This window comes from Bacillus sp. Marseille-P3661 (assembly GCF_900240995.1).
GTDB lineage: Bacteria > Bacillota > Bacilli > Bacillales > Bacillaceae_J > OESV01.
The window spans coordinates 188,051-202,557 of sequence record NZ_LT965955.1; the positions used below are offsets into that span (position 1 = coordinate 188,051).

Genomic DNA, 14,507 nt, shown 5'->3' on the forward strand with positions numbered 1-14,507 from the left:
TTAAGTTTAACTTCTATATGGAAGGATTATAGTAATAGAAGAAAGACATTATCGACAAAACAATATCTCATCTTTTTCTATTGTTGAGGAGGATATACGTGGATCAATTATTTAAGTTACGTGAATTAGGGACAAATGTAAAAACGGAGATTCTGGCCGGATTTACAACATTTTTAACGATGGCGTACATCATTGTTGTTAATCCTGCTATTTTATCAGGTGCTGGTGTTCCATTTGAACAAGTATTTATTGCGACAATACTTGCAGCAGCGATTGGTTCGTTGACGATGGCATTAGCAGCCAACTATCCAATTGCCATTGCTCCTGGAATGGGGCTAAATGCATACTTTACAAGTGTTGTTGCTACGAATGGTGTTAGCTATCAAGTTGTATTTGGTACTGTTTTTCTAGCCGGACTTTTGTTTCTACTATTAACATTTACAAAGTTTAGAGAATTGCTTATTGAAACAATCCCAGATTCATTAAAGTATGGAATTACTTCGGGAATAGGGCTATTTATTGCGTTTATTGGACTAAGGATGTCTGGGCTCGTTGTCTCTAATCCTGCAACACTTGTATCAATCGGGAATTTCCACGAGCCAGTTACTTTGTTATCTATAATCGGTTTATTTATTACCTTTATTATGATTTCTCGAAATGTTAAAGGTGCTTTGTTTATTGGGATGCTTGTTACAGCTATTATTGGCTATTTTATGGATATGTTACATATTGAAGGGATAGTATCGTTTCCGCCACCGATCGTATTTTTCGATTTGGACATTGCTGGAGTTTTTTCAAATGGTTTATACACAGTAGTCTTTGCGTTTTTACTTGTTACCCTTTTTGATACGACAGGAACGATGATTGGAGTTACCGAGCAAGCAGGACTTATGAAAAATGGAAAGCTGCCAAGGGCAAAAGCAGCGCTTGCCGCTGATGCATTAGCAACCACAGTTGGCGCGACATTAGGTACAAGCCCTTCTAGTGCCTATATTGAATCTTCATCTGGTGTAGCAGCTGGTGGACGTTCAGGTTTAACGTCCCTTGTTGTATCGGTTTTATTTTTAATTGCTTTATTTTTCTCACCTTTAGTATCGGCTATTTCATCGCTTTCGGCGATTACAGCACCTGCCTTAATTATTGTCGGCTGTTATATGATGGAAGGGCTTGCGAAAATTAACTGGAAGGACTTTGATGATGCATTCCCTGCATTTGCAGTAATTTTAACGATGCCTTTAACAGCAAGCATTGCAACAGGAATTGCGATGGGGTTTATTACGTATCCGATTATTAAGCTATTAAGTGGTAAAGGAAAAACAGTCCATCCCATTATTTACATTTTAGGATTTATTTTTATTATCCAAATGGTTTATTTTCCGGGACATTAATTAACTGTCTGTCCGTAGTGCTATACATACTGCGGGCAGGCTTTTTTATTGGAAAAGTACTTTATATTATAGAAACGTATTGTAAAATCCTATTTTTATATGTCTTCATTAACTATCTAACATGGTTTCGTTAGGATTAACGGCATTGTCTAGATGAAACTCTAGCTCTGCGGTGTAAGCTATTTTTTGCTGGTCGCTCCAACCAAGCGTGTTAGCCATACAATCAATAATAGGTTGTTTCCAATGGTGTACCCAACGAATATCAAAAAGTAAAGAACTGGTCCGACGGATAAAAAAATCTACTGGTTTTACGGTCATTTCATGCTGGATGGCATAAACCAATTCAACGAATATTTCTAACGGTAAACCATATTGATTGTTAGGAGTATAGGTACTGGCAATATTAAAAAGTTCTGTAATATTGGACCCATAGCGCCGTGCTAGTTTTTCATACCCAATAGAGGAAAACCCTAGAAACTCTGCTTCTTTGGATTTGTTAGCTAAAAATGGAAGAAATTGTTTAGATCCGCCAAAATGTCCGCCTGATATAGGTAAATGTTTTGTTTGGCAAGATCGGAACTGACAAGTTTCATTATACTGAAATTGTTTTGCTATTAAGTTAACTACAGTTTCGGCCATTTTCCGGTAGCCAGTGAGCTTTCCGCCCGCAATAGTAATAAGGCCTGAATCAGATATCCAAACCTCATCCTTTCGTGAAATTTCGGAAGGATCTTTTCCATCTTCATAAATAAGTGGCCGTACACCGGCCCAGCTAGACTCGATATCTCGAGCATCAATCTGAGTTGAAGGGAACATATAGTTAATGGCATTTATAATATACTGCTGGTCATTTATCGTCACTTTTGGAAGAATGGGATCATAATCGTAAAAGGTATCCGTTGTGCCAATATATGTTTTTCCATCCCTTGGAATGGCGAATATCATCCGTCCATCAGGTGTATCGAAATAAACAGCTTGTTGCAATGGAAATCTTGATTGATCAATGACTATGTGCACGCCTTTTGTAAGTCGTAATTTTTTTCCTTTTAAAGACCGATCTTGCTTTCGAAGTGTATCTGCCCATGGTCCTGTGGCGTTTACAACTCTTTTTGCATAAATGTCATAAGTCAGTCCGTTAAGTTGATCTTCAACTTTTACTCCTATGACCTTACCTTTTTTATAAATCAGATCAACCACTTTAGCATAATTAACAGCTTTAGCTCCTTGTGCGACCGCTTCCTTTAGTACTTCAATAGTAAGCCGTGCATCGTCAGTACGGTACTCAACATAATAACCGCCACCTAATAAACCATCCTGTTTAAGGAGTGGTTCTTTTTGAATCGTTTCATTCCTTGATAACATTTTCCTTCGTTCTTCTTTTTTAACTCCCGCCAAAAAATCATAGAGTTGAAGCCCAATCGAGGTGGTGAATGTACCAAAAGTTCCACCTATGTGAATCGGCAAGAGCATCCACTCTGGAGTTGTAACATGCGGCCCATTTTCGTAAACAATTGCGCGTTCTTTACCGACTTCAGCTACCAATTTTACTTCAAATTGTTTTAAATACCGGAGCCCGCCATGAACTAGTTTTGTAGAGCGGCTCGAGGTTCCTGCAGCAAAGTCCTGCATTTCTACTAAAGCTGTTTTCATTCCCCTTGTTACGGCATCCAAGGCGATACCACTGCCGGTAATGCCACCACCGATAATCAGTAAATCAAATTCAAGTGTTGTCATGTCTTTTAAAATAAAAGTCCTGTTTGAGCCTGAAAATTTTTTCGTTTCCATCCTAGTTCCTCCTTAATCCGAAAAAGGGCTAAAAAGGTAATTATAAATATTTGTATTTCCTACTCACTATGCTGAAAGATTGACAAATATTCGGTTGAGAATACAAAAGTATTTTCCTAAAAAAAGTAATTGATAAATTTAAAGAAAATGATAATATTTAATTGTTTAATAGATTATTAATGATTTGGAGTGTGGTAACGTATTTATGAAAATGGTTTCTTTTAATGCATTTCGTACAATGGGTATCCCAGGTGTACATTATATAAAGCCTGCAAATATGTACAAAGAATTAGAGATCATTCGCCAAGCTGATATTGTTCTATTTCCAGAGACGTGGCAAGTGCAAGCGCTTGTATATGGGTTGAAGAAGAGGATTTTCCCAAGTATTGAAACGCTGCAAGTAGGGTTCAGCAAAGTTGAGATGACGCGTGCGTTATGGACAGTTGCTCCGGAAAATGTGCCTTATACTGAAATTTTGGCTAACAGCCCAAATAATGTAGAATATGTATTAGAAACGTTTCCTTTTCCTTTTGTTGCTAAAGAGGTTAGAAACTCAATGGGTAAAGGTGTTTTTTTAATTAAAGGAGAAAAGGAATTTCGTGAATATGCTGAACATAATGATGTCCTTTATGTTCAAGAATACTTAGAGAATGATGGTAAAGATCTACGGATCTGTGTTGTGGGTGACCAAATATTTGCTTCGTATTGGCGAGTTGGTTTAGAGGGTGAATTCCTTCATAATGTTGCCCAAGGCGGAGACTTGTGTTTCGATTTCATCCCACAAGATGCATGTGAGCTTGTGCTTAAGATTGCTAAAGACTTGAATATAAATCATGCTGGTTTTGATGTAATGGTAAGTGGAGGTAAGTTCTATATTCTTGAATTTAATGTTCTATTCGGAAACCAGGGAATTAACTCTATGGGCTTATCCGTGGAAAACGCAATATATAATTATTTATTAAATGAATTTGTTCCACCATTTCCGACTTCACCATCACCGTTTTCATCCACCAAAATCATTTCATAAAATACATGCTACTGGGCTCTTCATAGAGCAACCGGTAGCTTTTTTAATTTGGCTGTTTCCTAAATTTTGTTGTTCTGTAGGGAAACGAACCGGGTGCTTTTGCATTTTATAGTCAATATTGGACATATTATCAATTGTAGAAAGGCCTTAGTGCAAAGGTAATTTGTTATTGGGGGGCTTGGATGAATAAAGATATCTGGAAAAATCCTGTATTTGTGATATCAGCAATCATTATTTTAGTATTGGTTGTTTTAGGGGCTGTTGTGCCGGTTGGTTTTGGTGAAATAGCAGGGCAGTTGTTTAACTTTACGACAGTTAACTTTGGCTGGTTTTACTTGCTTGCTGTTTTTGTGTTAATCATTTTTTTAGTAGCGCTTGCAATAAGTAAGTACGGTGGCATTCGTTTAGGTGGAGAAAATGAACGGCCAGAGTTTTCCTTTTTTACATGGATTGGTATGCTATTCTCGGCTGGATTTGGTGCAGGACTTGTTTTCTGGGGTGTTGCCGAACCTATGAGTCACTTTTTTACCTCACCGTTTAGAGGGATTGAAGATTTAACAGAAGAGGCTGCGCGTGTGGCTATGGGCTATGCCTTTTTTCATTGGGGGGTCAGTCAATGGTCCGTATTTGCAATAGTTGGTCTAGTTATTGGCTTTTTACAATTTCGAAAAGAAAAGAATGGACTAGTTTCCACAGCGCTTGAACCGGTTACAGGTAGTAAGCCTGCAGTCAAAAATACAATTGACATTTTGTCTGTTATCGCGACGGTAATGGGGATTGCTACATCTGTAGGACTTGGTGTGCTTCAGATGAATGGTGGAATCAATGCAGTTTTAGGGACAGAAAATTCATTCGGCATTCAGTTGCTTGTCATTTTTATTATCTTTGTTGCTTACATGCTTTCAAGTACAACCGGTCTTGATAAAGGGATTAAATTTCTAAGCAATTTAAATTTAGGACTAGCAATCGTGCTGTTAGTTTTTGTGTTGTTTACAGGTCCAACCGTGTTTATATTAGAAAGCTTTACTTTAGCCATAGGTGATTACTTTACGAATTTTATTCAATATAGTTTACGGATGCAACCATATGTAGGTGGCACGTGGGTTCGTGACTGGACAATCTTCTATTGGGCATGGGCAATTGCTTGGTCACCGTATGTAGGTGCTTTTGTTGCTCGGGTATCAAGAGGGCGGACAATTCGTGAGTTCATTGTGGGTGTGATGGTTGTACCTCCGTTAATTGCCTGCTTATGGATAGCGGCGTTTGGTGGGACTGCTTTATGGAATGATTTAAATAATAATGCGGGCATTGCGGAAGCGGTTAATGCTGATATTACATCTGCATTGTTCCAAACGTTTGAACAACTACCGTTTACAACTTTATTATCCATTCTGTCTATCTTACTCATCTTCACATTTTTAGTTACATCAGCTGACTCAGCTACATATATATTAGCCAGTATGACATCATTGGGATCATTGCATCCCCCATTGCTTGCAAAAATGGTTTGGGGTGTACTTATGTCTGCGATTGCAGCAGTGTTGCTTTATGCAGGTGGGCTTGAAGCGCTGCAAACGGCTTCACTTATTGCGGCGCTGCCATTTACGATTTTATTGTTAATGCTGACAGTTGCCATTGCTAAACTACTTAAACACGAGCCTTTACCGATACGTAAGGCTGATTTAAGACGTTTCCGCCGTCTTGAAAAAGCAGCTAACAAAAGTGATAATAAAGGGAAAAAATAAATGAAACCAGTCTCTAGTCCATGCGAAATGGGATAGAGACTGGCTTTTTTATTTTCGAAGTATGATGCATAGTAAGTCCTTTAGCTAACAATGTATTAAAGCTTAAATTTATTAACAATCGTATTTAGTTGTTTCGCCATTTCCGTCATACTATCGGAGCGTGCTGCCACTTCTTCTACCGATGCCGTGGTTTCTTCTGTTGCAGCAGATACTTCTTGTGCCCTGATTGACATTTCTTCATTGGCGATTTCTAAGGCATTTATAAGTTTTACAATTTGCTCAGATGTTTGGGTTTCTTCATGTGTTAACGATGAAAGAGTATTTATTTCCTCGGCTATATTCTTTACAGCAACCCTAATATTCTCGAGTGCTTCTCCGGTTTCGTTTACTGTTTGCTCACCATCTTCTACATTTTGATAACTATCTTCAATTCGTGTAACTGTTTCTGTAATACTTGTAGTGATTTTTTTTATGAGCTTATCTACCTCGGCTACCTCTTTATTTGATTGTTCCGCTAATTTCCTTATTTCGTCAGCTACTACAGCAAAACCTTTTCCATTCTCTCCTGCACGAGCAGCTTCAATCGAAGCATTAAGTGCTAATAAATTTGTTTGTTCGGCTATCTTTGTGATTGTTTCTGTAATGTGATGAATCTCATTTGTATAGTTACTTAGTGTACTAATGATTTGTTGTGTAGACTGCGTGGACGATTTTATTCCACTCATACGTACGACAACTTGATTTACCATTTCGATCCCTTGTCGAGCTGTTGCCATAGCATGCTCAGCGCTTTTAACACTACTATCTGCTTTTTCTTTTGATGAATGAATGAGCTTTGCAAGGTTTGCTAAAGCAATAGAAGCATCTGTAGTCATTTCAGTTCCTTTGGAGGTTCTAGTGGCTACTTCTTCCATGCTGTTTGAAACCTGATCTAGAGCTATGTTTATCTCACTCATTGAAAGTGATGTTTCATTAACATTTAGAACTAAGCTCTCTGAAGCGCCTTTTATAGTGGAAATAACTTCTTTCAAATTGTTAGACATTTCATTAAGATTAGTAGCTAAATCGCCAACTTCATCATTGCTCATAACTTTGATTGCTGTTGTTGATATATCTCCATCAGCAATCATTTTTGTACGTTCAATTAGCTCTGAAATGGGCTTTGTTTTTCTTCTAATAAGATAAAGTGTAAAGATAGCAGCTAAAATTAATGGAATAGAGCCCAATAATATACCATCCTTCACAACCGTCCAAGTGCGATTCGTTAGTATATCAGCATTAAAGTCAATTACATTGATTGCAATAATTTCTTTTGTCGGGTCATGGTCCTTAAAAATAGGTGCATATCCCGAAATTCGTTTTATGCCACCATATTCATAAATCTTAGAATAGGTGGAGTGTTTCATGTCTACTAACATTTGAATAGCTGCTTGGTCAATATAAAATGTATCGCCAACTTTAAAACCGCGATCCTTTAAATGATCATCTAAAGCGAGAATTTCACCATCAAGACTGAGGATATAATGGGTTTCAAAAATATCCTTATGTTGTGTAGTCCAATTTAATTTTTGACTAATCTCCTTGTTCCTATTACCATTTAATAAATCTACTGTATCACCTGGCTCTAATAAACCTGTTGTAATGCTTGCACAACCGTATGCCTCAACGCCCGCTGCTTCGTAAAGGCTATCATAAGCTGTTTTATATGTAGTAATTGAAGTAATAACCATTGATAAAAATATAACACCTATAATAATGGCTCCTAATTTCCATGTTAATGTCCTTCTCATTGGTCGCTCCTTGTTTTTAAAAGTTTAATATAAAATTTATCTATTTAAATGAATTCATAATTTGTGACATATGACCTATTGCTTTTGTGGGTCTTCCGCAGCTTTTGGTGATTGGTGCAAAATTAATAAGATCTCCATATTAACATTGGTTAACAACATTTTCTAATAAAATACTAAAATACGATATGAAGTTTGTCACATAAACATAGTAAAAATCAAAATAAAATCAAAAATATTTTAATTAATTTAATTTTTTGAGTAAATGTTTAAGATTCTAATTTATTATTTTTTATAAAAAAATATATTATTTAATATCTAATATCCTTTGCCAAATGTCTAGTGTAGAATGGTAGTATATACCCATAAAAGAAACTTGAATTGACATTGGCAAAGAGGGTGTTTATTTTGAATGGGTTAACATCTAATATCCGTTATCTATATAGGGAAAATGCCTTTATTATTAATATATCAATAGTTTTATTGGTTATAGCCACATTTTTCCGCCAGCAGCTATATGGAATTTTTGGCGAGGAAAATTATCTGGGCATTCATTTAGTTATTGAATTTTTTATTATTTCTATAGCGTTTGTAATCGCAATTCAGTCATGGAGAACATTTCCTTTTATATTATCGAGCTCAAGATTGTGGATTGGCGCATTATTTTTCTCGGTTGGTTTACTAGAGATTGCACATGCCCTTACGTATAAAGGCATGCCGTTCTTTATTTCAGAAAGCTCATCCTATAAGGCTACTTGGCTTTTCTTAATTGGACGGTTGACTCAGGTAATTGCTATGTTGGCAATTGTATCCTCAAAAGATCGAATAATTAAAGAACAACAAAGATGGATCATTTACCCCCTCGCTTTTGTCTACTCTTTTAGTTGGATTATTGCAATATACTTGCCAACACCTTTGCTACCAGAACTTGTGCAGGAAGGCGTTGGTACAACATTCTTAAAAAACGTACTGCAGTATGGCGGAATGCTATTTGAGTTTATGATCATTTATGCTGTACTGTTTAAGCTTAAATCTAAGGAAATTGTAAATTTAATGTTAGTTATTGCATCGATTTACTTGATACTAGCAGATTACTTTTTTACTACGTATGAAAGCGTATTTGACTTTAAAAATTTTCTTGGGCATTTGTTTCAATTAGCAGGTTTCTACTTTATGCAACGTGCGGTTTACTATTATTCTGTAGAACAACCCTTTTTATTACAAAAGGAATCTGAACAACAGTTACGGCAGCATGAAAGATTTCTTGAAACAATTACATCGCATATGGGGGAAGGGCTCATTGTTATCGATGCGTCTGGAAAGTTAACGTATATGAATCTTGAAGCAGAGCGTATTTTACAGTGGTCACAAGAAGAATTGTTAGGGAAAAATGTCCAAGACTATATTCATTGGAGAGATGATAGAAAACTACCTTATGTGGAATGCCCTACAAGAAAGGTATATCGGAGTAGTGATGATTATTTTATTCGAAGAAATGGTGTGAAGTTTCCGGTTTCATATGTTGTTAGTCCTTTTAATGAACAGGATGAATCTGAGTTAACGGGTTCAATTATCGTTTTTAGAGATATTTCTAGAATGAAACAAGATCAGGATAGAATTCAATATATGGCATTTCATGATGAATTAACGAAATTGCCGAATATCCGCTTGCTTAAAAATAAATTAACCGCAATGATTGTACAAAATCCGAAACAAAAGGCAGCCATTTTTGTGCTAGATGTCGATCGATTTAAAAATATTAATCAAGCACTTGGATATAGTTTTGGAGATTCAATTCTTCAAGCTGTTGCAGAGCGTTTAAAGGAACAGCTGCCTCAAAATATTATTTTGTATAGATTAACCGGTGATGAATTTGCACTTATTTTAGAAGATTTCAAGCAGGTGGAAACAACTGTGGGCCAAGTTCAAAAATCTTTGAGTGAGCCTTTGCAAGCCCAACATTTATTATTAAATGTTACGATGACAATTGGTATCGCTATTTATCCAGAACATGGTGTGGAGGTTGAGGATCTCCTTCAGCATGCTAATATGGCACTTATGGAAGCTCAACAATTAAATAAAACTTTTCAAATATATGAACCTTCTATGGATGGAAAAGCATATGATCGCTTAGTTTTCGAAAATGATTTATACCAAGCTCTCGCTAAAAATGAACTTCATGTCGTATATCAGCCGCAGGTTGACATTCAAACAGGTGAGATTCTAGGGTTAGAGGCGTTATTGCGCTGGCATCACCCGAAATACGGTTGGGTATCTCCGGCAAAGTTTATACCGATAGCGGAAGATACGGGAGCGATTATTCCAATCGGTGAGTGGGTGTTACGAACTGCATGCAAACAATTAAAGCAATGGCATGAACAAGGTTTTCCAACGCTAATGGTGGCTGTTAATCTATCGATACGCCAATTTTACCAACAAAATCTAGTAGGGACAGTCCGGCAAATATTAAAGGAAACAAACCTATCGCCTGAGTTTCTTGAAATTGAAATTACTGAAAGCATGATGATGGATGTAGAACATACAATGAAAACATTGCAATCTCTAAAGACACTAGGCATCCAGATTTCGATTGATGATTTTGGAACGGGCTATTCCTCATTATCGTATTTAAAGCATCTTCCTGTAGACAGACTAAAGATTGATCAGTCCTTTGTTCGTGATCTTCTCAATAACAATGAAGATACAACGATTGTTTCGACGATCATTTCAATGGCCCGTCATCTTAACCTTGAGGTAATTGCTGAAGGAGTAGAATCTATACAACAAAAAGAAATTTTGCAAAGCCAACATTGCCATCAAGTTCAGGGGTATTTGTATAGTCCACCGCTTGCACCGGAAAAGCTTACAGAACAATTTGCAGATCTTCAATCTCAAATAAGAGAAAGTGTTACCGAAACAGTTTAGAATAGATTTGGCTCCTAGTTGATTTTTAAAGTCTAGGGGCCATTTTTATTGTTTAGTAATTTGTAGTAGACCAATAATGACTTCAACTAGTCGTGCACTCATGTAACTAGAAAAAGGTAATGCCATGGGCTTTTACTTTCACATGAAAATAAAGAAAACCACATAATTTGCAAGAGACAAAATACGTGGTTTATTAATACTGCTTCTACATCGTAATACTTCGCTCACAAATGGCTTCGACATCTAGTTGATCATGTGTCACCATTAAACAGGAGATGTTAGCCTTTTTCAAGATATCTTGCAATTCGCTACGAATTGCGGCCTTTAAATTTGCATCTAAATTGCTAAAAGGCTCGTCCATTAACAGAACAATTGGTTTTGGTGCAAGTGCACGTGCAAGTGCTATTCTTTGTTGTTGCCCACCGCTCAGTTCATGAGGATATCTATTTTCATAACCAGACATATGAACGAGATCGAGTACTTCCTTTAACTGTGCCAGTCGTTCGCCACGTTTAAACCGGTGCAGAGCAAACAGGATATTGTCTTTTACAGTCATATGAGGAAAGAGGGCATAATCTTGAAAGACCATGCCAACGCCTCTATTCTCTGGCTGAATAAAGGTTTTTTCATCGACAACGGTTTTCTCCGAAAGGATAATTGTCCCTTTGCTAGGTAACTCCAAGCCAGCAATTAACCGTAATAGTGTACTTTTCCCACTTCCACTTGGACCTAGGATTCCTACAATTTCACCTTGTTTCATTGAAAAGTCAAAATCTTTGATGATAGGCGCCTTCGCACGAGAATAAGCAAATGAAAGATTACGAACTTCAACAACATTCATTACTTCTTCACCTTCTTTCCGATAAACTGAAATACAATTACTGATAGCATACTAATCATGATAATCATCAGTGAGGGAATTGCAGCTTCGTAAATTTGTTCATCGTTTGCATATTGATACGCCTTTGTAGATAATGTTTCAAAGTTAAATGGCCGCAATAATAAAACGAGTGGAAGCTCTTTGCATATCTCCACAAATGTTAAAATAAATCCACTGATAAAAGCCCCTTTAATTAGTGGTAGATCTACCTTGAAAAATGATTTTGTAAGGCTATGTCCAAGCATTTTGGAGGCTTCGTTATATTTATTACCGATCTTTTCAAACCCTACTTCAACGGCATTATAGCCCGTTGCCATAAACCGGATTGCATACCCGACAATAAGCATTACAAGTGATAAGCTGAGGATTAATGGCGATTCTCCTAAACCCATTAAAGCATATAAAGGGGCTAACCATTGATCAAAATAGATAAACATCGCAAGTACACCAATTGCAATAATCGCACCAGGTATTGAATAACCGGTTGTTACCAACTTCGCTAAGATAAACGAAAATGTCGATCTTGATCTGCAAACATTTGCTACTATACCTGAAATTACGATTATAATTAAGGTAGATAACACTGCAACATAAAGCGTTTGAAACATTAATTGTATAAACGAATCATTCCATACTTTTAGAAACGTTAATTTAGCCCATGCAATAAGTTGAATCGTTGGAATAAGAAATCCTAGTAAAAGTACGATAGAACAGTAGGTGGGGGCTGCAAAAGCTGAAAACCCTTTTAGTTTCATCGGGATAATAGGCCTAGACCTATTGTTTAATTGATAGCTTTTTCGTTGTCTTAGTATTCTTTCTAAGAAAAACATACCAACTATAACCACCATTAACCAAGCAGCGAGTCTCATGGCCGAATCTACATCGTACAGGCCAAACCAGGTGTGGAATACTGCTGTTGAAACAGTATAAATTCCAAAATAGCTTGTTACACCATAGTCACTAAGAACTTCATAAATAACTAAAACAACACCACCAACAATCGCTGGTCTTGAAAGGGGGAGAATAATTTTATAAAAAATTGCTAATGGTTTCCTGCCAAGTAGTCGCGCATTTTCAAAAAATGCAGAGCTTTGGCTTTCTAGGAATGCTTTCGTAATAATATAAACATAAGGATAAAGAAACAAGGTGAAAACAAAAATAGCTCCTTCTAATGATGAAAGAGAAATCAATTGAGCATCAATTTGGTAATTAAATTCATTGCGCAGCGTTTTTTGGACGACTCCAGTATAGCTCAACATCGTATTATATGTGTAAGCTGCTATATAAGGAGGAATCGCTAACGGTAAAATAAGAGCCCAATTGAAAAATCGTTTAAAACGAAATTCATATGCTGAAACTAACCAAGCGAGTGTTACGCCTAAAAATGCTGTTAGTAAACCTGTAATTACAACTAATAAAACAGTATTCGATATATATTCTGATAATAAATATTTTTTTATGTGCAACCAGTTTTCATTTGGCTCTTGGAATAGGGAGAAAAATACAAACAAGATAGGCAGCAGTATAATTACTGCCGCCAAAATACTAATCAACCACCATGCGTTATACTCTTTTTTTATATAGCGCATTATTGATTGAATATTCATTCTTACTTCCAACCAGCTTCATTAAATAGTTCTAATGCTTTTTTGTTATGTGCACCTAATGTATCGAAATTAAGTTCTTGCATTTTAAATTCTCCCCATGACTCAAGTAATTCAGGTTTTTTAGCGTCTGGATTAACCGGGAATTCAAAGTTATTCGCAGAAAGAAACTCTTGTGCTTCAACACTTGTTACATACTCAATTAGTTTAATCGCATTTTCTTTATTTTTACTATGTTTCGTTAAACCGATACCACTAATATTAACGTGCGTTCCAGTTGTTTCTTGGTTGGGGAAGATAATCCCTAGTCCATCTGCAACTTTAACTTCTTCTGGATCTTCTGAGTTAGCAAGTAACCCAACATAATACGTATTCATCACGGCAACATCACCAGTTCCAGCCGCAATTGCTTTTGCCTGATCACGATCTCCGCCTTCTGGATCTCGTGCAAAATTACTAACTACACCTTTTGCCCATTCTGCTGCTTTTTCTTCACCATTTAATTCAATGAAAGATGCAAGTAATGATTGGTTATATAAGCTTGTTGAAGAGCGAATCAACAATTTGTCTTTCCACTTTTCATCAGTTAGATCTTCGTATGAAGAAATTTCCTCAGGGTTTACACGGTCCTTTGCATATACAATGACACGAGCTCTAGTTGCCATACCGATCCAGTTGTTGTCAATGTCACGAAACTGTGCTGGAACGTTTTGTTCAATTACATCTGAAGATACGGGTTGAAGAACGTTATTTTGCTTTGCGTTTGCAAGAACGCCGCCATCAACCGTAATAAATAAGTCTGCTTCCGTACTTTCACCTTCACGCTTTAAACGTTCAATAAGCTCTTCTGCTTTACCTTTTACAACATTTACTTTAATTCCTGTTTCGTTTGTAAAGTTTTCAAATACCTTATCATCTGCTTCGTAATGTCTAGCTGTGTAGATATTGACAACTTGATCAGTTGCTTTCTCATCAGCATTTTCTGTTTTTTCTGTTGCTGTTTTATTTTCTGGTGTTGGACTTTCATTTTCTGTACCGCAACCAACTAAGGTAAATGCTAATAATAAGAATAAAATAAAGCTAAATAATTTCTTATGTACCATAGTTTCCACTCTCCTCATAGTAATAATGATAATGAGAATTATTATCATTTATTTATCTAACATTATTTTATAAGTAAAAACACAAAATAGTCAATCTTTTTTTAAAAAAATACCGCTTCATCCATTAAATCCTTAATATATCTAGAAATTAATTCGTCCTTTATATTATTAAACCAACCGAACAAGTAAAAAAAGCCTGCCATCAATGATACATTTTGTATCGATGGCAGGCTTAGCGAAGATACTTTTTAATTTAGAAGCGG

At 36.4% G+C, this 14,507-nt stretch carries 9 protein-coding genes; 4 read left to right on the forward strand and 5 right to left on the reverse strand.

Annotated elements, in window-relative coordinates:
- The first annotated feature begins 98 nt into the window (after nt 1-98).
- Nucleotides 99-1,388: an NCS2 family permease gene (locus C1724_RS17900; RefSeq protein ID WP_102348122.1), complete on the forward strand. Its 1,290-nt coding sequence runs from the start codon at nt 99-101 to the stop codon at nt 1,386-1,388.
- 108 nt (nt 1,389-1,496) lie between these two features.
- Here C1724_RS17900 and C1724_RS17905 read toward each other — a convergent pair whose 3' ends face one another.
- Nucleotides 1,497-3,173 carry a glycerol-3-phosphate dehydrogenase/oxidase gene (locus C1724_RS17905; protein WP_102348123.1) on the reverse strand — a complete coding sequence of 559 codons (1,677 nt, stop codon included), beginning with the start codon at nt 3,171-3,173 and terminating at the stop codon, nt 1,497-1,499.
- A gap of 205 nt (nt 3,174-3,378) precedes the next feature.
- Here C1724_RS17905 and C1724_RS17910 point away from each other — a divergent pair, with 205 nt between their 5' ends.
- Nucleotides 3,379-4,200: an ATP-grasp domain-containing protein gene (locus tag C1724_RS17910; protein WP_102348124.1), complete on the forward strand. Its 822-nt coding sequence runs from the start codon at nt 3,379-3,381 to the stop codon at nt 4,198-4,200.
- Nucleotides 4,201-4,382: 182 nt separating this feature from the next.
- Nucleotides 4,383-5,945: a BCCT family transporter gene (locus tag C1724_RS17915; RefSeq protein ID WP_102348125.1), complete on the forward strand. Its 1,563-nt coding sequence runs from the start codon at nt 4,383-4,385 to the stop codon at nt 5,943-5,945.
- Nucleotides 5,946-6,040: 95 nt separating this feature from the next.
- Here C1724_RS17915 and C1724_RS17920 read toward each other — a convergent pair whose 3' ends face one another.
- Nucleotides 6,041-7,735, reverse strand: coding sequence for a methyl-accepting chemotaxis protein (locus C1724_RS17920; protein WP_102348126.1), 1,695 nt, complete (start codon nt 7,733-7,735; stop codon nt 6,041-6,043).
- 405 nt (nt 7,736-8,140) lie between these two features.
- Here C1724_RS17920 and C1724_RS17925 point away from each other — a divergent pair, with 405 nt between their 5' ends.
- Nucleotides 8,141-10,657: a bifunctional diguanylate cyclase/phosphodiesterase gene (locus C1724_RS17925; RefSeq protein WP_102348127.1), complete on the forward strand. Its 2,517-nt coding sequence runs from the start codon at nt 8,141-8,143 to the stop codon at nt 10,655-10,657.
- A 205-nt stretch (nt 10,658-10,862) separates the two neighbouring features.
- Here the strand turns inward: C1724_RS17925 and C1724_RS17930 are convergent, their stop codons facing one another.
- Genes C1724_RS17930 through C1724_RS17940 form a run of 3 tightly spaced genes read right to left on the reverse strand, consistent with a single transcriptional unit; the run spans nt 10,863 to nt 14,244 of the window.
- A complete protein-coding gene (locus tag C1724_RS17930) occupies nt 10,863-11,498 on the reverse strand; it encodes an ABC transporter ATP-binding protein (protein WP_102348128.1) in 636 nt (211 codons plus the stop codon).
- Nucleotides 11,498-13,144 carry an ABC transporter permease gene (locus tag C1724_RS17935; protein ID WP_102348129.1) on the reverse strand — a complete coding sequence of 549 codons (1,647 nt, stop codon included), beginning with the start codon at nt 13,142-13,144 and terminating at the stop codon, nt 11,498-11,500. Before C1724_RS17935 ends, C1724_RS17930 begins: the two co-directional genes overlap by 1 nt.
- Nucleotides 13,145-13,146: 2 nt before the next feature.
- Nucleotides 13,147-14,244, reverse strand: a complete 1,098-nt coding sequence (locus C1724_RS17940; RefSeq protein WP_102348130.1) for a Fe(3+) ABC transporter substrate-binding protein — start codon at nt 14,242-14,244, stop codon at nt 13,147-13,149.
- Nucleotides 14,245-14,507: the final 263 nt, after the last annotated feature.